The organism is Micromonospora sp. WMMD1102, from assembly GCF_029626265.1.
Taxonomy (GTDB): Bacteria; Actinomycetota; Actinomycetes; order Mycobacteriales; family Micromonosporaceae; genus Plantactinospora.
On record NZ_JARUBN010000001.1, the window covers coordinates 3923195 to 3947084 of the forward strand.

A 23890-nucleotide genomic window follows, 5' to 3' on the forward strand; every position below is an offset into this window, starting at 1 on the left:
AGAAGTCAGACGATGCCCTCGATGCCGGTGCAATCCACTCGCGGATACCGCCGACGATAAAGATCAACGAACGCGGCGAGGTGCTGTCGGCCCAGGTCGGTCAACCGCCACCGGAACTCCTCCACATGCGTCCCACCGGCGGCGAGAACCGCCACCGACTCGATCAGCCCTCGGCTCGGCGGCCCGCCGGCAGCGCTGCGGTAGCCGACGCCGAGAAAGAACAGCGCCCGGCCCGCCAGCCGATCCTCCGGCAGACCGTCGGGCTCGGCCGCCGCAACCCGGACCAGAACGCTCCACAGCCACTCGGACAGCAGATGCGGCTCGTGATCAACTTCCACCGGCTCGTCCAAGCCGGCCCGGGCCGCGGCGCGGCCACGCCGGGTGATCTCGACCAGGACCCGGACCACCTCACCGGCAACCGGGTCATCGACGACATCCTCGGTCACGACCACCAGACCCCGCCGGGCCAGGGCATGCACTGTCGGACCCGTACCCGGATCGTGGACGCCGCGCCGACGCAACCGCTCCTGCAAACGGGTGTACCCGGTCTGCGCCGGCGCGCCTTTGAACGCCAGCGGAAGACGACGCCAATCAGCACTCCTCGGAACCGGCAACCGCTGCAGCCTGCGCATCCACATCTCCGTAGCCGTCATGCGGTCGTCGCGCATGATCTCGCCCAGATACACCCGCTGGCGTTCATTCAGCGATGCCCACGCCGCGACCGCAGCGCGCGAAGGGCCACCGCTGTCCGGCGTCTCCACCAGCGGCGCAGGTTCCTGCGGCCGGGTACGCATCCACGCGTCCAACACCATCCGTACCGGCACTGCGTAGATCCGCGCCAGCACAGTCACGAGACGACCGGCCACCACCGGTGTGTCCCACCCCGGCTCATGAAGCGACTCGCCGTTTTCCAGCGCGGACAGCATCTCAGCCGATACGCGCAGCTCTCGACCAGCCGGAGACGATCCGGCCAGCGCCGCCGCGTCGGCCAGCCTCAACCCCACCGCGAATCGTAGGTCTGCCAACGTCTCACGACCCGGTTCGATATCGATCAGCTCATCAGGGCGGCAGCCGACAGCCCCCGCCAGGCGCTCCACCCCAGCCGGGCCCGCGGCACGCAACCCCTCCTCGTAGAGGAAGACCTCCCGCGCGGACATCGCTGCCAGCGCAGCCACATCGCGCCGAGACAGACCACCCGTCAGCCTTCGCGCGCTCAGCGCGCCCGGGATCAGCTGGCGGGCTGACGAAGTGGCACTGTCGGTGCTGAGAATGGCCGTCATCGCGACCACGTCAGCCCGAGATCAACAGACACCACCATCAAAGCCATCGCAACGTCACCAGCAGCGACGATAGCCCGTCGTTGGCCGCGGCGCAGAAGACCGGCCCAGGATCACCGGCTGCGCCACCACGACAGGCTATCGAACACATGTTTCATTTTTGCACGGATGAGCCGGTGGGGTCGAGTAGCCGCAGATCACGGGTTCCATCAAGCCGCAGTACGGTGCACGACCGGCGCCCCGATCACGCGACTGCAATCCATACACCCATCTCAACGACATCGGACCGGCACAGAGCCGGATACGGCGGCCTTGCAGCTGGTGGGCGGACCAGGAAGGCATCGCCGCAACATCAGAGCGTGATGTCGCCGTAGCCTCTACCAACGGCTGGACCGGTCCCTCGGTGGGAACGACGCCGAACGGCGAATCCTGCGCACCTACGCCGAGCGGTACGTACGGCTCAGCCCCGACATCCCCGCGCTGATCCCGCAGGTCTACCTCCACTACGACCCGTACACCGAGCGCCAGGGGTCTACCGCCCTCACTCGCCAGCGAATGGACTTTCTACTGTTGCTGCCTCACCGGGTCCGTGTCGTGATCGAGTGCGACGGCAAGCAGCACTACGCGGACGACGACGGCCGGGCCAGCCCCCGCCGCTATGCCGAGATGATGACTGAAGACCGCGAGCTACGGCTCAACGGTTACGAGGTCTACCGATTCGGAGGCGCTGACCTCGTCGACGGCCCGGAGACGGTACGCCGCCTCGACGCCTTCTTCGACCGGCTCGCCGTTCGCCATGCTGCTTGAACGCCGGCTATGCGCTGTGGCCGACACGCTGCGGCGCTACATCTCTACTACACCGGCTGCCGAGGAACGTCCTGCGCGGCCTGCGGCTGCTGGTCCGCCCGGAGACCGTGCTTCGGTGGCACCGGGATCTCTTGGCCCGCTCCACGAGTTGCTGGGCGAACTCCCGCTCCGCCGACGTCGGCTGCGGAAGTTGAGCAGCAGTCGCTTTCTTGTCTGCCAAGACGTGGTCCTTCTCGGACAGGATCGACGTCCTGTCCAACGGACCACACCCAGGTCAACACGGAAATCTGCGCAGTCCCACCGACAGCCTGTAGTATCAGCGCATGCGCACTCTAAAGTGCGCGCTGGTGCTGATCGTGGGGGTTCAACTCCCCCCTCGGACACGAACCGAATCCCAACGGTGCGTGGCAAGATCCACATCTGCCCGCACCGTTTGCGCGTTCGGGTAGTAGGTCAGACGCAGCCCGAGGCTGCGGTAGACCTCCATCTTGTGTTCGGGTTCGGCGTCTCGCACGGCGGTGACGAGGTCGCCGAGTTCCTCGACGATCGTGGTGATCTCCTCTTCGGTGAGGTGTCCGGTGGTGTCTGGAACCCCGGATGCGGTTACTGCCCGCTCCTGTTGCTCGGCGAGCTGCCGTTCGGCCTGGGTTTCGGCGATCCATCCGGCGACCACGGCTGGGTCCGCGCCCGCTTCCAGGGCCGCCCGGTAGCGGGCCAGCTTCGCGTCGCAGTCGGCCACCGTCGGTCCAACCGGCGTTGCCGAAGCCGTGGCGGGTGCACCGAGGGCGAGTTGGTCGACGAGTTTGGCGATGGTGTGGCGGCGCTGCAGCGGTCCGAACTCCTGAACCAGCCAGGTGTCCAACGGAGTGATCAACGCCTCCTCGCGCATGATCACGTTACGCGGATGGTCGACCTTGTTGACAAGTGCGTACTCCTGGGGGAATCGGCAGCGGTAGTAGGCGACGCCGTGGGAGTGCTGACCCTGAATCTTCCGCCCGCAAACGCCGCACGAGACCAGGCTCTTGAAGACGTACGGGTGGCGGGATCGGTGCGCCCGCTTCGGCGCGGTAGCCGTACGAGCCCGCCTGGTCATCAGCTGCTGGACACGCTCGAAGTCCGCCTCGTCGACCAGCGGATCATGAACGATGTCCTTGGAGACCAGCCACTGATCGCGGCCGTTCCACCTCATGACCGCGATGTGACCGAGGGCGACATCGTCAACGTCGAGCAGCACCTCGTCGGTGCGCTGTTTGTTCCAGACCTGCCGGCCGGTGTACCGAGGGTTCGTCAAGATCACCCGGATCGCGGTCTTGGACCATGCTAGCCCGTCACGGTGGGGGACTGTACAAATAACGGCTGATCGACCGATCAAGGGAGAGACGCCAGATGACAACCGAGATCACCTCGGGGCAGGAGCCGGCCGCGAGGCCGGCGGATGCGGTCACGGATGAGTAGTTGATCGCGATGCTGGTCGATCGGGCTCGTGGTGACGGGCTGAAGCTGACCGGTGAGGGTGGGCTGTTGCAGCAGCTCACCAAGCGGGTTTTGGAGTCGGCGTTGGACGGTGAGATCACCGATCACGTCGGCTATGACAAGCGCGACCCTGCTGGTCGTGGCAGTGGGAACACTCGTAACGGTAGCCGGACCAAGACCGTGCTCACCGACGTCGGGCCGGTCGAGGTCCGCGTTCCGCGAGACGCGGCGGGCACGTTCGAGCCGCAGATCGTGCGCAAACGGCAACGCCGCCTGACCGGCGTCGACGACATGGTCCTGTCGTTGTCGGCCAAGGGGTTGACCCACGGCGAAATTGCCGCGCACCTGGCCGAGGTTTACGGGGCTGAGGTGTCCAAGCAGACCATCTCCACCATCACCGACAAGGTCATGGACGGCATGGCCGAGTGGCAGAACCGGCCCCTCGACAGGGTCTACCCGGTCGTGTTCATCGACGCCATCAACGTCAAGATCCGCGATGGGCAGGGCGCGAACCGGCCGATCTACCTCGCGATGGCGGTCACCGTTGACGGACACCGCGACATCCTCGGTATCTGGGCCGGTGACGGCGGCGAGGGCGCCAAGCACTGGCTGCACGTGCTGACGGAGCTGAAGAACCGCGGCGTCGCCGACGTGCTGATGCTTGTCTGTGACGGGCTCGAGGGCCTGCCCGAGGCGGTGGAGACCGTGTGGCCGCGCACAATCGTGCAGACGTGCGTGGTGCATCTGCTGCGCAACTCGTTCCGCTACGCGGCGAGGCAGGACTGGGACAAGATCGCCAAAGCGCTCAAGCCCGTCTACACCGCGCCGACGGAGGACGCCGCGACCGAACGGTTCCTCGAGTTCGCCGAGGCGTGGGGCCGCAAGTATCCGGCGATCGTGAAGCTGTGGGAGAACGCCTGGGCCGAGTTCGTGCCCTTCCTCGCCTTCGACGTCGAGATCCGCAAGGTCATCTGCTCCACCAACGCGATCGAGTCGGTCAACGCCCGCATCCGCAAGGCCGTGCGAGCTCGCGGCCACTTCCCCAACGAGCAAGCCGCCTTGAAGTGTGTCTACATGGCCTTGATGAGCCTCGACCCGACCGGCACCGGGCGCCGGCGCTGGACCATGCGCTGGAAAGCACCCCTGAACGCCTTCCAGATCGCCTTCGAGGGCCGGCTCACCCCGGCCAACAACTGACCACCTCAACAACCAAGATCAGCCGTTCACTTGACACTCCCGACTGTTTGGATCCTGACCAGGCCAGACACGCAAGTTGACGGCATTGGGCTATAGCCGAGCGGCGTCGAGCTTGGCCAGGAACGTCGGCCGACGCTTGTGTTCTGCGCGTAACGCTCGCAGGTAGGCGTCGAACTGCGCGGTTTCGCTGGTGGCCGTGTACGCCTCCCGTAGGCTGCGCAGCAGCGTGATCGCCTTGTCGTAGCGGCGTTTGTCGTACGAGTCCAGCAGTTGGGCGTCGATGAGCGCCCGATAGGGTTCCCGCACCTCGGCCGGGTGGGTCCGTCGCCGTAACTCCAGCAGATCGACGCGTTGCCGGGTGGGCAACTCGTCCAGGCGCGCCAGCCCGGTGTGCCACGCCTCGTCGTCACGACCGGCCAGCACCAGCACGTCGATCAGATCGGGCAGGTAACCCTCCTGCCGTGCGGCGCGGTCACGCACCACCGCCAACGCCCACTCGGTGTGCGCGGCATCCCGGTCGGTCTCGGCCACCGTCGCCAGCAGCGACCGGAAGTTGTCGATCGCCGGCTGGCCATCGAACGCCGCCCGGCGTTCGGCCACCGCCGCCCCGGGTTCACCAGTCTCGATCAGCAGCCGCACCAGCAGGTCGCGTAGCTTCACCGACTGGTAGCCGGACGGATACTCAACAAGCCCGCGTCGAGCCCAGTTGATCGCCTCGGCGAGCCGGTGCGCCTGCGCCAGTACCCGTACGATCCGCCCGTACTGGTCGGCGCTGACCAGGTGCTCCGCCAGCACCCGCACGTGGCGGTCCACGTCGCCGGAGACCTCGGCCAACTGCTCCCGCAGGTACCGCACCGCCCACTGCTGATGCCAGTTATCGGGGTCGGCCGCGGCGGCACGCTCGTCGACCAACCGTGCCATCTCGGTCAGGCCCTTCGCCCCCAACGCCGGTGCCCACTCGCGCAGCACCACGTCCGGCCAGCCGGGACCATCGCACACCAGCTTCACCAGCCACCCTGCCAGCCCAGCGGGCCGAGGCGGCGCGGCCCGGCACGCCCGGGCGTACACCTCCATCAGGTTCGTCAGATCGTTGCCGAGCACCCCGGAGGAACTGTCCATGTACAACAGGGCGCTCGTCATCCGGTCGACCGCCTTGCGCAGCACGGGCACCGCGACCGCCGCCTGACCCGCGTCGACCAATCTCTGGCAGCGGTCCGCGACCTCACGCGCGGCCCGGGAGTAGGCATCCCGGCCCGCGTACGGGTCACGGCGACGATCCCGTCGCAACCGGTCCACCAGCACGGTCAGCTCTTTCGTATCCTTCGCCCTCACCGCTACATCACAGCAGAACACACACGACAACTCGGGCAAGCCAAGCGACATAACGCGGGGCCGCGCTGCCGCCGCGACGGCACACTCACCAACCCCTCCCGCCGGCACCCGGCGAAGCCGGCGCGGGTCCGCGACTCCCCCGCCAGAATGGTGGGCAGCGCCGCCCGAAGACAGCCGCCCGGATCACCCGCCAACAGCAACGCCAGCCCGGCCCGCCCCCGGTCACGTACCGGGGCCACCCAGCCGGCAGTGCGCAGCACCAGCAACGGCACCAACTCCCCCGCCGGCCGCTTCAGCGTCGCCCCTAACCGCTCGTTCCCGCACCCGCCCGTCGCCATGCATGCTCGCCACCACGACAGCGATCGGTCCGGCCTGTCCCGAGGCGAGCCGGGCGGCCAACCGCATGAAACCCGGTGAGTAGTACGGCGAGCGCACGGTCTCGCTTGAGCCACGTCACCCCGCCTTGGTGCCCCGACCCTCGATCACAGCGCAGCGACATCGTCGTGGCCCGCTTGGTAGTCGCTTGCCACGAGCATCCTCGTGGCAAGCGACACCTGGTCGCTCTGGCCCCGGCGGCGTCGCCAGGACCTCGTGTCACCTCTGCATGGGACGGTGCGACCACAATGGCCCAGGTAGGCTGGCCATCAGCCGAGCGGGATAGTGCCGGAAAGCCGTGGTTCCCGTTGGGAATCGGTTCGTGTCGATCCTCGGACACGATCTTGATCCCACGGTAAGGCCGTTGAACTGGCAGAACCCAGGGCAACGGCCTTAGTGAGGGTTTGGAAGGGAGACGTCGGACTCCGTGTGCGGCTGATGTTCGCGAATGCCTCGTTGGCATTAACGTGCCCCGCAAGCGTCGGTATCCCTCAGATCTGACCACCGCCCAGTGGCGTCACATCGCCGGGCTGCTCCCGCCACCCCGCCCAGGCGGCCGGCCGGAAAACACTCTCGCCGGGCGGTTGCGGACGCGATCCCCTACGTCGTGCGTACCGGCTGCTCGTGGCGGCAACCCCCGGCCGACTTCCCACCGTGGCAGACCGTCTACTGGTACTTCGTCCGATGGGAACAGGACGAGGTCACCCAGCGTATCCTTGACCACCTCCGCGAACAGCTCCGCCTCAAGCGGGGCCGCAACCCACAGCCGTCCGCCGGGATCATCGACTCCCGGAGCGTCAAGGCCGCCGACACCGTCGGCCGAGCCGGCCGAGGCTACGACACCGGCAAGAAAATCAACGGCCGGAAACGGTCATCGTCACCGACACCTTCGGCCTCGTCGTCCCAGCCATGCCACCAATCACCGATCTCGGCAAGTAGCCGCCGCTCTACTACGGGCGTGACCCACGGCCCGGGCTGGGAAAGGCATGAGTCAACCCGATACGGCGCGCGCCGTCCTGATCGACCTCGTCGAATGCTTCCGCGATCTCGCTGACCCAGCTCGCCGCGGAGCTCTGCCGGGCCTGCCGGCGTCGGCTCCGGATGCCGAAATCGCGCGCAGAAGGCGTTGGCCCGGTGTGCGCTCGGCGACTACGGGCAGCAGCCCAGGCCGAGGTCCGATGCGGTGGGAGAATGACGTGATCGTCCTCGACCGCACAGCGGTCGAGGAGGGCATCGTGCGGTTCGAGCCGAACATCCGCGGGTTACACGTTGTCATGGGCGGGAACTGGGTGTGGGAAGAGGTCCCGCTCGACGCCGCGGACACGGTGGACGGCGCGGCTGACCGTAGCCAGAATGGTGGGGGCCGGCGCGGCGCGTCGGTCTCCCGCTTCGAGCTAGGACCATCCGTGGACGGCCGCCGCAACGCCCGCCCTCCCCCGGCTCTTTCGGCATTCTCCGTCGGTGTCGACCATCCTGGCGCGGCGGCGCCGGGAGACTACCCAGGCACCACCGGCGGATGCTGTCGAGCCTGGCTGTGCGTATACCAGGCGGCGATGGTGAATCCGGCCGCCACCGCTTGGAGGCACACATGCGGAATGACGTCGATCTCTGGATTGCCAGATGGTCCATCGACGCGGGATGCCAATAGCAGTGGTCCGACGATCGCCGACAGCCGCGCTGCGGTGAGCGCCGCCGGGCGCTCGTCTCCGATCAGGGCGCTGACCATGAGGACGACGAGCAGGGTTGGCAGGTAGCCCGTGGCCCAGGCGTCCACATACGGGTAGCGTGCAGTTGCCCAAACCGCATTGATGATCAGCAGGACCGTGGCCACGGCGCCCTGCACGACGGCCCACCGTGCGGGGCCGACAGCCCGCCAGTGCTGCGCGGTACGGACCGCGGCAACCACGAGCACGAAGGCCGGGATCAGGAGGTGTGCCCAATTTTTCCCAGGGTGAGCGACCGTTGCTGCCCCCCACTCGATGTACACACCGAGAGCGATGGCACCGGCCACCCCGACCAGCCCGTTCACGATGGTGTGCCGGAGGGTGGGACCGGGCAACAGGCCCAGCACCAGCGTGCCCACGATCAGGCATACGGCGGTGACGAGCATGACAAATCCGCCATCGTTGTCGTGGTCTATCCATACTTTATTGATGGTGGCGAGCATGCCCACCAAGACCGAGACCAGGCCAAAAGCAACTCCCTGAGCAATTGTCCGCTCTCGACGTTCGGCCGGGGCGAACGCGCCGATCAGCACCACGCCCGCCAGCAACCACAGGCACAACGTGGCGGAGTACGGCAGCTCCGCAAAGTCAAGGCTCTGTTCAGCGCGAAGAAGTCCTCCGTGCGGACCAACGTAACGTATCTGCATGTTAGACGAGAAGCCTGCGCCGAGCAGAGCTACCGAGAGCATGGCGAGGACCCGCACGGCCAGTTTACGAAACGCTGGGCTGACCCCCAGGCGGGCGGCGACGGCCGACGGGAACGGCCGGCGTCGGTCAGTGGACTGGTCCGACTCCTCACTCTTTGGATGCCGGACAGCTGATGCGTGCGTGGGTGCCGCCGTCACCGCCTGACGGCTGTCGACATCGCCGGACCTCGGCGCAGGCGCGACAGAGGCACCATCAACGGTTGCGGCAGCGGTAACACCGAGGGCCACCGCCGCGGCGGAGGAGACCATGCGGCTGTCGTCGTCGGCGAGTTGCCGCAGCGAGAGCCGGGCGGCGAGGGCGAGTCCCTCGTGTCGGCTCGCCTGCAACCGGACGAGTTCGCCGACAGCGCCCGCCCGCATGCCACTGAGCGGGTGATCGATGGCCTCCCGCAGTTCGGGCGGCAGGGGCGCGGGGATGGTGACGGGTTTGCTGCGCCGAGCGATGTGCAGGTCGCCTTGCAGATCGAAGGTCCACTTCCCCGGCGTCTGGTTCGGCGTGGACAGCCGCACCCGCTCGTACACGTAGTCGTAGAGCTCATCAAGGCCGATGTACCCGTCCTGGTCGCGATCCGCGTCGCCGGTATCCAGCCCTTCCACCAGCGCGCCGGTGAAGACCGATGGACCGCTCTCGCGCGCGTCCGCGAGTTCCTGCCCCTCGAAGGCGTACTCCATGGCGCTGGAGGCCGTAATAACGGCCCGGCCCCGGCCGCCGAACTGCTCCTCCACGCCGATCCCGCCACCTGCCCGGGCGACCATTCCACGCCCGAATGCTCCGGCATAACAGCAGTCGAGCAGTAAGACGATGCGTCTGGAACGACTGCGGTTCATCCGCCGATTAACGAAGTCGGCTGCGACCGCCGTCGCCCCCAACCGGCGCAGTTTGGTGGCGGCGGCGGCGAAAAACAGGTCGCCACCCTCGTCCTTGACCCCGTGACCGGAGAAGTACAGCAGGAGCACATCATTCGCGCTACGGTCGGCGAAGAAGTCCTCTACCGCCTCGTTGATGACCGGCGCAGACTCGTTGAGCACGGTCTGTACCTCGAACCCGCCGATCTGCGGATCCCGCAGCACCCGCGCCAGTTGGTCGGCGTCGTGCGCGGGTGCGCGCAGCCGACGCAGCCCCGGATCCTGATAGTCGTAGCTCGCGATGACCAGCGCGTGGCGGGCAGCCACCGGTTCCGGACGACCGGTGTCATGGCGCCGCAACCAGGTGTCCGTGACCCGGCGCTGCTCCTCTGACGGCAGCCCCGACAACTCAAGCACGTCGCCGTCCACCTCGAGCTTGACCGACCCTTGCCGACGTTGACCCAACCAGTGCACAGTCGCGCTGACGATCGCGGCAAGCACCGCCGACTGCGAGGCTGTGACGACCAGGGTGCCCAGTGCGGCGAGTTCCACAGACTTCGCCCCCGGCGGCGCTTCACCGGCCGGCATCCCGTTGACGGCAACGTCAAGGTTTGACAACTCGTCTCGCAACCCCTGGGTCAGGTCCTCAAGCTGCCGCCCGTCGGCCTCGGCGTCGCTGACCCGAACCGTGATCCTCATCGGCTCGTTCATTCTGAGCATCCCTTCCCGACATCACGAGGACGGCGCGGCCGTCATCGTAGGAGTTTATTGGGAATGGCGAAAGAACGTATGCGGATAGCTGACACGTTGCCGACCGACTGGGTCGGAGCAGCAGATGATCCGCGACCGAAAGCGAGCGATGTTCGGTCCAGTTCCGGGTATCTGCGGAGCCGACCGGAAGGACGCCCTGTGAATGATATTCGCGAGTTACCCCGGGATGTGGTCATGGTCCTAAAAAAAGTCGAGAGGTGATTCCGCGCAGGGGCACCGGTCGGCCGTTGCCGCGGGCGCGGTGCTGGTTGACTACGGCGATGTTCGTACTGCGGCGCGCGTTGGCTGGCACGGAAGGACGGACAATCGCGGGAGGCCGGGCGCGTGTTGACCTTCGCTACGATCTCAAGATCAACGATGTTCCCGGCGGGAACACGAGTGGCAACAGGGAGCCACTACCCGCCACAGAGGACTACGGCTAAACACATCCTGACCAGGTAGAATTGACCTATCCCCAGGTCAGCGGCACGGACCGTGGGGGGTTGAAGTCTCGGACACGACCGGGAACCGGAACCCGGTGAACGCCGACTTCGGCGGCGACCAAGGACGACCACTCGCTGGCCTCACCCGTCAGGCCTGCCTCAGCTCACGACCACCGGCAACGCAACAGCGCCGGCTCTGTTGTCCACGGGCGCACCATAGCCGGCCCGGCCAGGCGGCCGGGCCGGCGTGCTAACGGTGGGTTGGACCGGCTCGTCCTTCGTCGAGCCGGTCACGGTCGTCAGGCGAGGGGGACGAGGTTGAACCGCTGGTTGGTGTTTCCATGGCAGTCGTACAACTGAATCTGCGCACCGTTGGCCGTGCTCCACACGTCCAGGCACCGCCCGGACTGCACACCACTGATCGTGCCGTTGGAGTTCACGTTCCACTGCTGGTTCGACTGACCATGACAGCTGTAGATCTGCACGGCAGTACCGTTACCCGAACCAGCCGCGTCCAGACACATGTTGCCGTACACCTGCAGCTGCTTGTTTGACGTGTACGTCCACTGCTGCTGCACCTGCCCGTTGCAGTCATACAACTGCACCCGAGTCCCGTTGGTACGCGACCCGTTCAACACGTCGACACACCGATTCGACTGCACCCCGACAATCCGCGACGCCGAACCAGCCGGCGGCGTCGTCGGGTTCACCGGCGGAGTGGTCGGGTTGCCGGGCGGGGTGGTGGGGTTGTTGGGTGGGGTGGTGGGGTTGGTGGAGCCGAGTGAGGTGAAGAATCTCCAGATTTCTCCGGAGGTCCAGGTGCGGGAGTCGTTGGGGCTGGAGGATCCGTCGACGGGGCTGGGGGTGTGGTCTCCGTCGAAGGCGGCCCATTGCACGGGGTAGCCGGCGCGGCAACCGGAGTAGACGGTGGTGATGTGGGTGAGGCTGCCGCGGGTTGGTTCGCGAGGGCTCTGGGCGGTGCAGCCGTTGTTGCGGACGAAGGTGTCGCGTAGTTGTCGGCCCATGGAGATGTTCAGGACGCTGTCGTAGGTGCCGTGGATGCCGAAGTAGGGCACGGGTGTGGTGCCGCCGTTGCATCCGCTGAGTTGGGCGCCGGACAGGACGGCTACGGCGCGGATGATGGTGGGTCGGGCGCAGGCTACGGCGTAGCTCATGGCTCCGCCGTAGCTCCAGCCGAGGGCGAAGCGTTGGGTGGTGTCGACGCAGAGGTCGTTTTCGACCTGTGTGCGGATGTCGTCGAAGAGGGTGAGGTCACGGTTGTTGGTGTTGGCCCAGCCGGCGTCGAGGCCTTGGGGGGCGACGAAGATCGTGCTGTTGTTCGACAGCGGTTGGAGGCCGTAGTAGCCGGCGGAGGAGACGTTCTGGGCTGAGCCGTTGAGCCAGTGGAAGCCGAAGATGAGCCGGTACTGGCGGTTGCGGTCGTAGCCGTCGGGGAGCCGCAAAATATAGCTGCGGTTCTGTCCGCCGCTGGAGATCGTGCGGGTGCCGTTGGTCAGGGTGGGGGCTTTGCCGCAGCCGGCGGTCGCCGCGAGGATGCCGTTCGTGGCGGCTGACGCCGCTCCGCCGAAGCCGCCGCTGAGCGCGCCGCCAGCCGCAACCACGACAAGGGCTGCCGCGGCCGCGATGGACGGGAGGAGGTATCTGTGTTTCGGCATTGCCTGGCTCCTTGCACTGGTCGTCGTGGTCGGAGATCTGGGGACGGCCCGAGGCGGATGCTCTCGCCCGGACCGCAGGGTGATCCGGTGCTGCGGGGGCCGGGCGGGCTCGGCTGTGCGCCGAGCCCGCCCGTCCCCGTTTCACCTGAGCCGGAGCTGTGTCACGCCATCAACGCTGCAGGGTCAGCAGACCCGGCCGGTACGGCAGCAGACCGTAGTCACCGCCGGAGCTGGGCGAGCGGCCCTGGTAGAGCAGTTGCAGGTTGCACGGGTCGACCGTGAAGGTCTGGTCGGCGCTGGTCCGGATCAGCTCACCGTGGCTGATGTCGTTGGTCCAGGTCGCGCCGCTGTTGGCCTTGCCCGCGAACGGGTTGCTCTCGGTCGCGGCCTGTGCCGTCCACGTACCGCCCAGGCTGGTGGCGGTGAACGACCGGAAGTAACGGCCGTTCGAGCCGATCGCCTCGACGAGCATGAGGTAGCGCTGCTGGCCCTGCAGCTTGTAGACCTGCACACCCTCGAAGAGGTTGTTCGTCGAGTCGGTCATGATCGTGGTGTAGTTCGAGCCGAAGCTGCCCGGGAAGTTCCCGATCGGCATGCTCGACCGGTAGACGCGACCGTTGTCACCGGTGAAGAACAGGTAGATGTTCTGGTCGTCGGCGATGAGGGTCTGGTCGATCGGGCCGGTGTTGGAGTTGGAGATGCTGGCGGTGGAGAGCGTCTGCGCCGACGACCAGCCGTTCGGGTTGGTCGGGTCGCTCGACGTCCGGTAGGAGAAGGCGGTGCCGCCCCACTGGTACGCCAGCACCCAGATGTTGCGCGGGGCGAAGTAGAACAGCGTCGGCGCCACGGTGGCGGAGTTCATCGCGTTCTGGCTCGCCGAGCCCATCTGGTTGAAGTTCGAGAAGAGGCCGAAGTTCATCGAACCCCAGCTCGTCCCGGTGTCGTGGGTGGTGGCGTAGACCAGGTGCTGGCCGTTGTACGGCGCGACGGTGAAGTCCTTCAACGAGACCCAGCCCGACCTCGGCTGCGCCAGCGCACCCGTCGACGACCACCGGTAGGACGTCGGAAGGTTGCAGTTGCTGGCCGGCGGCGTGGTCGGCGCGCCAGTCGTCGGGGCGGCGGTCGGTCCGCCGAGCGACCTGAGGCTGAACCGCTGGTTGGCGTTCCCGTGGCAGTCGTACAACTGCACCTGAGCGCCGTTGGCCGTGCTCCACACGTCCAGGCACCGCCCGGACTGCACACCACTGATCGTGCCGTTGGAGTTCACGTTCCACTGCTGGTTCGTCTGACCGTGGCAGCTGTAGATCTGCACGGCGGTACCGTTACCGGAACCCGCCGCGTCCAGACACATGTTGCCGTAGACCTGCAGCTGCTTGTTCGACGTGTACGTCCAGGACTGGTTCGACCCCCGGTTGCAGTCGTACAAGGTCACCCGCGTGCCATTGCTGGTGGACGAGTTGGGCACGTCGATACACCGGCCCGACTGCTCGCCGACGATCTCAGCGGCGGAGCCGGGTGGGGCGGTGGGTCCCGGCGTGGTCGGGTTCGGTCCCGGCGTGGTCGGGTTCGGGGTCGCGCTGTTCAGCGCGGCGAGCACCGCGTCGTACGCCGGCTTTTTCTGGCCGCTGCCGTTGAAGAGCAGCGGGCTCTCGCCGGAGCGCCACGAGTCCGAGTCGCGGATACCCCACACCGTGATGCCGGTGCAGCGGGCCACCGCCAGGCAGTCGTTGACGGTGTTGCGGTACTGGTTCACGTCGGCGTTGGTGACGTCCAGCTCGGTGACCTGCACGTCCACGCCGAGGGCGGCAAAGCTGGACAGCGTGGTGCGGTAGTTGCTCGGGTAGCTGGAGCCACCGGTGAAGTGCGTCTGCAAGCCCACGCAGTCGATCGGCACGCCGCGCTGCTTGAAGTCGCGGACCATGTTGTAGACGCCCTGGGTCTTGGCCGCCGACCAGTTGTCGATGTTGTAGTCGTTGTAGCAGAGCTTGACATTCGGGTCGGCCGCGTCGGCGGTGCGGAACGCCACCTCGATCCAGTCGTTGCCGGTGCGCTGCAGGTTCGAGTCACGCCGGCCGCCACTGTTGCCGTCGGCGTACGCCTCGTTCACCACGTCCCAGGAGTCCAGCTTGCCCCGGTAGTGGGTCACCACATTGGTGATGTGGTCGATCATCGCCTGGCGCAGGGCGCTGCCGGACATCGACTGCATCCAGCCCGGCTGCTGGGCGTGCCAGGCCAGGGTGTGCCCCTTGACCTTCATACCCCGCGACTGGGCGTGGCTGACCAGCCGGTCGCCGTTGGTGTAGTTGAACTGACCCCGGTTCGGCTGAAGCGCGTCGGGCTTCATCTCGTTCTCGGCCGTGACCTGGTTGAACTCGCGGTTCAGGATCGTGCTGTAAGCGCTGTCGCCAAGTCTGCCCACGGCGACGGCGGTACCGAAGTACCGGCCGGACTGAGCGGCAGCGGCGCCGAGCGTGCTTTCGGCGGCCTGGGCGAGGGTGGGGAGCAGGGACACGACGAGGGCCGCGACGATCGCGGCCGCGCCGGATATGGCGAGCGTTCTGAATCGACGCCCGGCGGGACGGGTCCGGGGAATCACTGGTCCTCCTGCGATGGATGGGGCGCCTGCTACCGGCGGACGAGACGATCGGTGGGTGAGCTGGCGGTCACCGATCGATGTGAGCGCTAACAGGCTTGATCGATGCAGCTAGATTTCCAAAAACTTTCAGCCATGGCAAGCGGTAGTTTCAGCGCCTTCTTGGAACTTTCGGAGACAGAGCAGCCGACCAGACCTCGCCGAGCGCATCGGCCAGGGACTCTGCGGGGTCGGCGGTTGCCCGTCGGCTTCCGGTCAGGCGGCTGGTGGTGCGGTACTTCCCCGGACAGTGAGAGCCGTCGCCAGCTCGAGCCCGATCTGTGCGGTCCGCTCTCCCCGCGCCAGAGCGAGCGCCAACTCGGTGGCATCACTGACCAACTCGTGCAGAGTCACCAGGTCGCAGCCGCGTGAGGTGATCCGCAGCGGCGGCGCCGCGTGACCCGCGATGCGCGTCTGCTCACCGTGCTGTCCACCTGGCCGATGATTGCTCGTGCCTGGTCGACCAGCACCTTCCTGCGGGGGGTAAGCACCGCTCCTCGCTGCGTCCGGTCCAGCAGCCGAACTCCCACAGCACGGTCCAGCGCCACGACGGCGCGGGACAGCGCGGGCTGGCTCATGGTGAGCAAATCGGCGGCGGTGGAGAATCTGCCCTGATCGGCGACAGCCACCAAGTAACGCAATTGCCGTAGATCCACATCCACCGAACAAGCATGACATGGCGGGCCGTACGCCGCCCGGACTGCGGCCCGTGCGGCTCTCGGCGGAGATACGGCTCTGAACTACTGCGCCCGACAAGCCCTCATCCAACCGGGACCACGATCCCCGGCTGGAGTGTCAAGGTGTGAACCGGGGCACCACGTCGGCGAGTGCACGGTCGAGGATTTCCAGGCCCAGGTCCAGCTCTGCGTGGCTGGAGGTGAGCGGTGGCGCGATGCGGAAGACGCCGCCCATGCCCGGAAGCTGCACCACGTTCATGTGCAGGCCCAGCTCCAGGCAACGCCCTGTCACCGCGGCGCCCAGCGCGTCGGCCGGTCGTTTCGACTCCCGGTCGCCGACCAGCTCGAGCCCGACCAGCATCCCGCGGCCGCGCACGTCGCCGACCACCGGGTGCCGTTGGCTGATCTCCTGAAGACCTTTCCGCAGGTACGAGCCCAGTTCCGTCGCCTGTTCGTCGAGCCGGTCGGCCTCCAGCACGTCCAGGACCGTGTTGCCGACCGCGGCCACCAGCGGGTCCGAGACGTGCGTGGTGAAGAAGAGGAAGCCGCGCTCGTGCGCCGTCTGCTCGATCTCCGGGCTGGTCACCACAGCGGCCAGCGGCAGGCCGGCGCCGAGCGTCTTGGACAGGGTCAGGATGTCCGGCACGACGCCGTCACGCTGGAACGCGTACCACTCTCCGGTGCGGCACAGACCGGTCTGCGCCTCGTCGAGGATCAACAGCCCGCCCCGCTCGTGCACCTTGTCGCGCAGCGCCACGAGGTATCCCGGCGGCAGGTCGATCACCCCTCCGGAGCTGAGGATCGGTTCGACGAGGCACGCCGCCAGGCTGCCCACCGACTGGGCGTCGAACAGCTCGAACGCGAACTCCAACTGATGCCGCCAGTCCAGCTCGCCGCTGGGAAAGGTGAAGTCGGGCCGGTACGCGTTCGGCGTGGGGATCGCGAAGTTGCCGGGCGCCGCGGGCCCGTACCCCTTGCGCCCCGCGCTGTAGGTGGCGCTCGCCGCAGCCTGCGTCATCCCGTGCCAGGACCGGGCGAACGAGATGATCTCGTGCCGGCCGGTGACCAGCTTCGCCATCCGGATCGCCGCCTCGTTGGACTCCGCGCCGGTGGTGAGCAGCAGAACCTTGTCCAGCGGCGCGGGCAGCGAGCCGGCGAGGCGGCGTGCCAGCTCGACCACGGGCCGGCTCAGCATGCCACTGAACAGGTGGTCGAGAGTGGCTGCCTGCCGCTGGATGGTGGCTACGACGGCCGGGTGGGAGTGGCCGAGGATCGCGCTCATCTGCCCCGACGTGAAGTCGAGCAGGCGGCGGCCGTCGGCGGTGAAGACGAAACTGCCCTCGGCGCGGTCGATGATCTCACGTACGAAGCTGCCCGCGCCGATGTAGCGGATCAGGTGACGATCGGCGTCGGACCAGAACGAATCAACCATGGACCGACGCTAGGCAGCCCGGACAGGCACGTCCAGCGCACATTTCCGCTGTCGCTGTTAAGCAAAGCCGTACAGTAGGCAGTCATGACGCTGAATCCGTGGCGGCTGCGCCTGCTCGCCGACCTGGCGACCTACGGCACCGTCCGGGCCGTTGCGCAGCGCGGCAACCTGAGCCCGTCGGCGGTGTCGCAGCAGCTGACCACGCTGGAACGGGAGACCCGGACCGCGCTGCTGGAACGCACCGGGCGGCGGGTGCGGCTCACCGCGGCCGGAATGTTGCTCGCCGGCCGCGCTCGGGAGATCCTCGCCGCCATGGACACGGCCGAGGCGGAGCTGCGCCGCCTCGCCGACGAGCCGGCCGGCACGGTCACAGTGGCCGCGTTCCAGAGTGCGGTGCAAGCCCTCGCCGAACCGGCACTTGTCCGTCTCGCGGCCCGGCAGCCGGACGTGAGCGTGGTGTTGCTGGAGCTGGAGCCGCACGAGAGCATGCCGGCGCTGCGCCGCGGCGACGTCGACCTGATCATCACGACGGCCGACTTCGCCGGGCGCCGAGCTCTCCCCGGAGATCCACCTCGTGCCGCTCGCCACCGACCCGATCGTGCTCGTGCTGCCCCCGGAGCATCCGCTGACCAGCGCCGAGTCGGTCGCCCTGGAGGCGTGCGCGCAGCAGCGCTGGACGTTCGACGTCGCCGGCTCCTACATGTCCGACCTGTCCACCCGGCTGTGCCGGGAGGCAGGCTTCGAGCCCGTGGTGATCTGTCGGTTCAACAACTACATGCTGGCGCTCCAGCACGTGGAGAACGGCCGATCGATCACCATGCTGCCGAAACTGGCGGTGGACCCGCGATACCGGGTGGTGACCCGACCGCTGGTCCCGCCGCTGACCCGGCGCATCACCGCGGGGACCCGGCGACCGGCCGCGTCACGCCCCGAGGTGACGGCCGTGCTCAATGCCCTGAGAGCAGGCGACTGACCCCAGAGGACCCCCTTCGGGTCGGGGCCGTTGACCGGCTCGTCGAGCATCACCACGGCCGGGTGACCGGGCAACGGTCCAGCAGGTGGTCCTCCCGAATGTAGAGGATCTTCGGCTCTCGCTTGCCAGCTGGCGCAAGTTAAGGCAGCACGGGCGCAGTGGCGGCGAGGATCCGGTAACAAAGTGGACTGGACTCGCGCTGCGGATCCAGCGTAGCATCCTGCTCCAGAGAGATCGTCAAGCGATCGCCGCTGGTGGATGTGAACAGCGGATCGGGGGATCAATGTTCTATGCGCTGCCACCGCAACGCCACTTTTCCTGCACTCCTATAGCGCCGCATCCCTGGGTTCTTACCTTGGTTCCCGAGGAGCGTTACAGAACAAGTCGGCAAGACTAGCGTCGGCCTTCGCGAGCTTATTGGCCTGATGTCCAGCGACGGCGCGGGCGACGATCGAAGAGTACGGCACGTCGCGGACGGGCTCGCGGCTGCTCAACGGCAATACGCCACTACACGACGAGCTGGCCGACTTCCTCGGCATGCCGGCCGCAACGGTGTCTCCAACCGGCTACCACTGGAAGCGCTTGCCCATGGCGTGCCGATGATCGCGCTGCCGGTGGGGATCGACCAACCAGGCGTGGCCGCCCCGCTCAGCTACCTCGGCGCGGGCGAGTTCATCCCGGTGCACAAGGTGGGTCCGGCGCGGCTGCGGGCGGCCATCGACGAGGTGAGCGACGACCCTACCGACCACGCGAAAGCGCAGCACTACAAACGCCGGATCGCGGAGTTGGACAGCGTGCGGCGCGTGGCCGACATCGCGGAGGAGGCGTTCCGGACACGCCGGCCGGTACGCAGACAGGAAATGTCCGAGACAACGGAGGGTGGCCGCCGATGACACAGCAGGCGGGACGTATGGCCCGGCAGCTGCCGACACTTAACGGTTTGCGGGGGATCGCCGCGGTAACGGTTTTCTTCTCCCACACGACGTTGTTCGGCTTTTTCGCCGACGAGCGGGTCGACGACTGGTGGTACACCGCTCTCAGCCGTACCGGATCTGCTGCGCTCGGCTTCTTCTTCATCCTCAGCGGTTTCGTCCTGACCTGGTCGGCTCCCGACCACGAGCCGAATCGCCGGTTCTGGCGCCGCCGGGCCGCCCGGATCCTGCCCAACCACCTGGTCGTCTGTGCCGTGTTCATCGTTCTTCTGATCCTGGTACGAGGGGGCGCGCCGCTGTGGCCGACGCTGGCGAACGTCACGCTGGTGCAGAGCTGGATTCCGGACGAGTTCATCTTCAACGGGATCAATCCGCCGAGCTGGTCGCTGAGCTGTGAGATCTTCTTCTACGCATCGTTCCCGTGGCTGCTCTCCGGCGTCCGAAGGCTCTCCGTTACCTGGCTCTGGTCGATCGCGGGTGGCATCGTCGCCGCGACGCTTGTCGCACCCGTCGTCTCCACGGCGTTCCTTCCGGACGAGCCGACGTACACCTACGCGGACGCGGCATTTCCGCAGTTCTGGTTCGTACAACAGTTCCCGTTGATCCGGATGCTGGACTTCGTCCTCGGGATCGTCATCGCCCAGCTCGTCATGCGAGGGGTGTGGATCAGACTGAGCCTGCCCGCCGCCGGACTTGTCACGCTGGCCTTCTACGGCGTTTCCGAGGTGGTGCCGCTGCTCTACTCGGTGGTCGCGGCGATGGTCATCCCGCTCGCGTTGCTGGTGGCCGCCGCGGCGCGGGCGGACGTCGAGGGGCACCGCTCACCGCTGCGCGGGCGGGTCGCCGGCTGGCTGGGCGACACGTCCTTCGCCTTCTACCTCATTCACATCCTGGTGTTGTATGGCGCCGGGAACATGTCGCCGAGCGGCTTCGGTGTCGCCGCTGCGCTGGGCGTGATGGTCGGCGCCTACCTGGTGACGCTCGGCTTTGCATCGTTGCTGCACATCGGCGTGGAACGGCCGATGATGCGCCGGTTCGCCAGATCCCGGAAACCTGCCGCCGGCCCTCAGCCCGCCGCAGTGGCCACCGCTTCGCCTGTCGTCGAGCCGATGCCCGTCGCGACGGGTGACGGGACGCCAGTCAGGTAGCGACAGCCGCACGCCGGGCCGAACCGGTGCCCTGGCTGATCCTGTCCGGATCGGCCAGGGCACCGGTTCACCGGACGGTCAGCGTGACCCGGACCGCGTCAGCCGGACGCAGAGTGACCATCGGTACTACCTCCAGCCGCTCGTCGCTGGTGTCCACCCGGTAACGGGCGAGCAACGCGCTCAGCAGTACTGTCATCTCCAGCAGCGCGAAGTGTTCCCCGATACAACTGCGCGGCCCACCACCGAATGGAAAGTAGGCGTAGCGCGGCCGCTCCTGCTGCCCGAGGAACCGGTCGGGCTCGAAGCGCTCCGGGTCGGGCCAGAATTCCGGATGCCGGTGCGTGACCCAGGGAGCAACTACCACCTTGGTATTGGCCGGAATTCGGTGACCGGAAACGACGACGTCAGTTTCGGTCATCCGCTCCATGCTGTACACGGGCGGGTACAGCCGCATGCCCTCCATGGCCGCAGCGCGCACCAGTTCGTCGTCGCCTGTGCCGATCCCGGCCACGACCCGTTCCTGCACCTCGGGATGCCTCCCCAGCAGGTGCATGGTGAAGGCCAGCCCGGCCGAGGTCGTCTCATGGCCGGCGAGCAGGAACACGAGCATCTGATCCCGGATCTCCTCCATGGACAGCGCCTGCCCGGTCTCCGGATCCTCGGCCGCGAACAACCGGCTGAGCATATCCTCGTTCTCCTCGCCGCCCGATCGCTGGCGGACGGCAATGATGCCGTCGATGATCTCGTACTGGGTCGCACGTACCTGCATGATCCGGCGGGACCGCGGCGTCGGCCAGCTCAGCGGCAGCTTGACAACCTGTAGGGCGCGCGCCAGCGCGAGGTCGCCCAGAATGGGCATGAGCTCCTGCAGACGGGGGACGACCTCGTCGATGTCGTCGCCGAACAGTGCCCGGCCGACCACCCGCATCGTGTAGCGCTGCATGACCTGGTACAGGTCCACGACGGATCCGGTGGTGACCGCCATGTCGTCGACGACGCGGGCCGCCTCGTCGGCCATCAGCTCGGTGTAGCGGGCCACCCGGCGCGGTGTGAACAGCGGTTGCAGCGTCCGCCGCTGTCGCAGCCAACGGTCTCCGTCGCTGGTAAGCAGGCCCTCACCGATGAACTCCCGAAGGATTTCGTACGCGCTCGCGCGGCGGCTGAAGACCTGAGGCGTGGTGAGGACCTGATGGATGCCGTCGGGGTGGTGCACGTTCACCACGTCGACGCTGACGGCACGTGGCCCCCGAGGCAGTCCGACGTGGTAGGCCACCACGTCGCCGTACGTGTGGAAGCCGTCCAGGATCGATCCCAGCAGGTCGTGGCGGAGCGCCGGCAGCATGCCGAGAAGCGGATGCCCAGCCGGACCCGGTACGGCGATGGCCTTGGACAACTGTGTCGTCACGGTGATCCCCCGTTCAGTTAATCGACCTACGTCGACTATATTTCCACGCGCCGTACCCCTTCTCGGTCCCTGGCCCGGCAGTGCGCAGCGATGGTCATCACCGTCGCTTTGCCAGCAGTCAAGAGTTCAGCAGCCGAGCGTGGCATCGCTGGACAGCGCGCACGCCCGGCTGCGCGGGCAGGCGCGACTGCTGCGCTCGCCCCCGGCGGCTGCTCACCAGTGGCGGTAGGAGGCCCAGTCGAAGTCCGCATATCCGCCCTCGGCGCCCAGGTCCTGAACCCACAGGCCGACGAACGCGCCGGTGAAGCCCCAGCCCTCAGGCTCGCCCTCCACGAGGGTCGCGGCGTACTCGTCGGACAGGATGGTGGCGTCCAGCTCCGCCGGCAGGTCGACCCAGCCCGCCGCACCGGCCAGTTGATAGCCGAACGTGACACGCGGACCGTCGAAGGTGACCCGCAGCGTGATGTCGTCCGCGCCCGGCAGATCGACGCGGCAGGCGTCGTGCATGACACGCCGACCGTTGTCGGAAGACATCACCTCGAGTACCGGTTGGCCGTCGTCGTCGGCGGTCACATAGGCGTAGTGCCAGTTGCGGGTGTTGTAGTAGGCGGTAACGCCAGCGAGCTGGCGGTAGTTGGCCGGCTCGAAGTGCAGGTAGGCGGTCAGCTCGCACCGCTGCGAGGTCACGCGACGCGCGACCAGGCTCGGACGCCGCCGGCCGACCGGCGACTGGCCGCCGTGGATACGCAGGAACGAGGGCCGCGAAGTGAGATCCACCCAGTCCGCGGCGGCGGGACGGCGCAGCGTCGACCACTCCGGGCCGAGCACCGGATCGGTGAAGTCGTCCCGCTCCTCCGCCAGATCCCCGGCCGGCTCGGCTTCGCCCGGCACGGGTACGAGCACCGCCGGTATCCCGTCCTCGATGCGCGGCCACTCCCCCTCCGGCCATTGCACCGCCTGGATTGCGGTCTCCCGGCCGAGCACGCACCGGCCGAGGGGGGTGTACGGCCGGGCCGTCAGGTGCGCGAGGTACCAACGCCCGTCCGGCGTGGACACGAGGCTGCCGTGACCGGCCTTCTGCAGCTCCAGCTCGGGACGGCCGTCCGAGGTGAGCATCGGGCCGGCCGGATGGACCTCGTACGGCCCGAACCGGCTACGGGAGCGGGCCACTGTCACCTGGTGCGTCCAGGAGGTGCCGCCCTCCGCGGTCACCAGGTAGTACCAGCCGTCCTTCTGGTACAGATGCGGAGCCTCGGTGGCGCCGGCGGTGGTTCCGTGGAAGATTGTCCGCCCGGTGCCGACGAGGAGACGGGCCTCGCGGTCGTACTGCTGAATCTCGATGCCCGCGAACCGATCACGGCCCGGCCGCGGGTCCGCGGCCATCGACAGCATCCAGGTTGTGCCGTCCTCGTCGTGGAACAGCGACGGGTCGAACCCGCGCCCGTGCAGTACCACCGGGTCCGACCAGGGCCCGGCGATGTCGCGGGCGGTCACCAGATAGTTCTGCGGATCCCAGTACCCGCTGGCGAAGCTAGCCACGTCGGTGTACAGGAGGTGGAACTCGCCATCCACATAGGACAGGTCGGGCGCCCACACGCCATTGGAGTCACCCGCTCCGGTGAGATCGAGAAGCCGCCGCTCGGTGAGGACGCCACCGAGCGGACGCCAGCGCACCAGGTCGGTCGAGTGGTGCAGCCGGACCCCGGGGTACCACTCGAAGGTCGACGTGGCGATGTAGTAATCGGTGCCGACGCGCAAGATCGACGGGTCGGGGTTGAAGCCGGCAAGAACCGGGTTTCGGATCAGCCGGCCGGGCTCTTCGCCGCCGTGCGGCCCGGCCGCTGCCGGGCTTTGTGTTGCGGTCGTCATTTCGGTTCTCCCGTAACGGTAGCCTCGTCGAAAGTTTCGGCGAAGTTTGCTCGCCGGATCGGCACAGATTAGCCGTTGGAACGTCATAGTGACAATGTCGGCGTCCTGTACAGCCGCGTCTTTTCAACGCTCCTTGTCTCCGGAAGTTCTCCGATACTTCTCCCTCACAATCCCTTGGGTTGCCCCGCAATGAGGCCTGACCTCCGGATCCGGTA

Annotated in this window: 15 protein-coding genes and 1 pseudogene; 6 read left to right on the forward strand and 10 right to left on the reverse strand. The window is 67.4% G+C overall.

What is annotated here, in order from left to right; translation table 11 throughout:
* Positions 1 to 5 precede the first annotated feature (5 nt).
* Entirely contained in the window at positions 6 to 1280 is a 1275-nt protein-coding gene (locus tag O7626_RS17475) for a hypothetical protein (RefSeq protein ID WP_278062225.1), read from the reverse strand.
* 552 nt (positions 1281 to 1832) lie between these two features.
* Between O7626_RS17475 and O7626_RS17480 the strand changes: the two genes are divergently transcribed.
* On the forward strand, positions 1833 to 2084 hold the full coding sequence (locus tag O7626_RS17480) for a hypothetical protein (RefSeq protein WP_278062226.1): 252 nt from the start codon (positions 1833 to 1835) through the stop codon (positions 2082 to 2084).
* A gap of 364 nt (positions 2085 to 2448) precedes the next feature.
* On the opposite strand, the gene O7626_RS17485 is transcribed toward O7626_RS17480, so the two are convergent.
* Positions 2449 to 3477: a recombinase family protein gene (locus O7626_RS17485; RefSeq protein ID WP_347404795.1), complete on the reverse strand. Its 1029-nt coding sequence runs from the start codon at positions 3475 to 3477 to the stop codon at positions 2449 to 2451.
* Between the two features lie 71 nt (positions 3478 to 3548).
* Here O7626_RS17485 and O7626_RS17490 point away from each other — a divergent pair, with 71 nt between their 5' ends.
* Positions 3549 to 4754, forward strand: coding sequence for an IS256 family transposase (locus O7626_RS17490; RefSeq protein ID WP_278066200.1), 1206 nt, complete (start codon positions 3549 to 3551; stop codon positions 4752 to 4754).
* 90 nt (positions 4755 to 4844) lie between these two features.
* Here O7626_RS17490 and O7626_RS17495 read toward each other — a convergent pair whose 3' ends face one another.
* The 6 genes from O7626_RS17495 to O7626_RS17520 form a co-directional block, all read right to left on the reverse strand.
* Entirely contained in the window at positions 4845 to 6086 is a 1242-nt protein-coding gene (locus O7626_RS17495; protein WP_278062227.1) for a hypothetical protein, read from the reverse strand.
* A gap of 1870 nt (positions 6087 to 7956) precedes the next feature.
* Positions 7957 to 10449 carry a caspase family protein gene (locus O7626_RS17500; RefSeq protein ID WP_278062228.1) on the reverse strand — a complete coding sequence of 831 codons (2493 nt, stop codon included), beginning with the start codon at positions 10447 to 10449 and terminating at the stop codon, positions 7957 to 7959.
* A 781-nt stretch (positions 10450 to 11230) separates the two neighbouring features.
* Positions 11231 to 12607 carry a ricin-type beta-trefoil lectin domain protein gene (locus tag O7626_RS17505; RefSeq protein WP_278062229.1) on the reverse strand — a complete coding sequence of 459 codons (1377 nt, stop codon included), beginning with the start codon at positions 12605 to 12607 and terminating at the stop codon, positions 11231 to 11233.
* A 169-nt stretch (positions 12608 to 12776) separates the two neighbouring features.
* Complete coding sequence (locus tag O7626_RS17510; RefSeq protein ID WP_347404796.1) at positions 12777 to 15119, reverse strand: non-reducing end alpha-L-arabinofuranosidase family hydrolase; 2343 nt, start codon at positions 15117 to 15119, stop codon at positions 12777 to 12779.
* A gap of 470 nt (positions 15120 to 15589) precedes the next feature.
* Complete coding sequence (locus tag O7626_RS17515; RefSeq protein ID WP_278062230.1) at positions 15590 to 15901, reverse strand: LysR family transcriptional regulator; 312 nt, start codon at positions 15899 to 15901, stop codon at positions 15590 to 15592.
* 133 nt (positions 15902 to 16034) lie between these two features.
* Entirely contained in the window at positions 16035 to 17348 is a 1314-nt protein-coding gene (locus O7626_RS17520) for an aspartate aminotransferase family protein (RefSeq protein WP_278062231.1), read from the reverse strand.
* Positions 17349 to 17432: 84 nt separating this feature from the next.
* Here O7626_RS17520 and O7626_RS17525 point away from each other — a divergent pair.
* The 4 genes and pseudogenes from O7626_RS17525 to O7626_RS17540 form a co-directional block, all read left to right on the forward strand.
* Positions 17433 to 17825: pseudogene (locus tag O7626_RS17525) on the forward strand (LysR family transcriptional regulator); the annotation flags it as partial.
* Positions 17826 to 17922: 97 nt separating this feature from the next.
* The gene (locus tag O7626_RS17530) at positions 17923 to 18321 is read left to right on the forward strand and encodes a LysR substrate-binding domain-containing protein (RefSeq protein WP_278062232.1); all 399 of its coding nucleotides are present in this window, start codon (positions 17923 to 17925) and stop codon (positions 18319 to 18321) included.
* A gap of 425 nt (positions 18322 to 18746) precedes the next feature.
* A complete protein-coding gene (locus O7626_RS17535) occupies positions 18747 to 19214 on the forward strand; it encodes a nucleotide disphospho-sugar-binding domain-containing protein (RefSeq protein ID WP_278062233.1) in 468 nt (155 codons plus the stop codon).
* Positions 19211 to 20401: an acyltransferase gene (locus O7626_RS17540; protein WP_278062234.1), complete on the forward strand. Its 1191-nt coding sequence runs from the start codon at positions 19211 to 19213 to the stop codon at positions 20399 to 20401. Before O7626_RS17535 ends, O7626_RS17540 begins: the two co-directional genes overlap by 4 nt.
* Positions 20402 to 20468: 67 nt before the next feature.
* On the opposite strand, the gene O7626_RS17545 is transcribed toward O7626_RS17540, so the two are convergent.
* Positions 20469 to 21806, reverse strand: a complete 1338-nt coding sequence (locus tag O7626_RS17545; protein WP_278062235.1) for a cytochrome P450 — start codon at positions 21804 to 21806, stop codon at positions 20469 to 20471.
* A 213-nt stretch (positions 21807 to 22019) separates the two neighbouring features.
* Positions 22020 to 23762, reverse strand: coding sequence for a glycoside hydrolase family 43 protein (locus tag O7626_RS17550; protein ID WP_278062236.1), 1743 nt, complete (start codon positions 23760 to 23762; stop codon positions 22020 to 22022).
* Between the last annotated feature and the right edge of the window lie 128 nt (positions 23763 to 23890).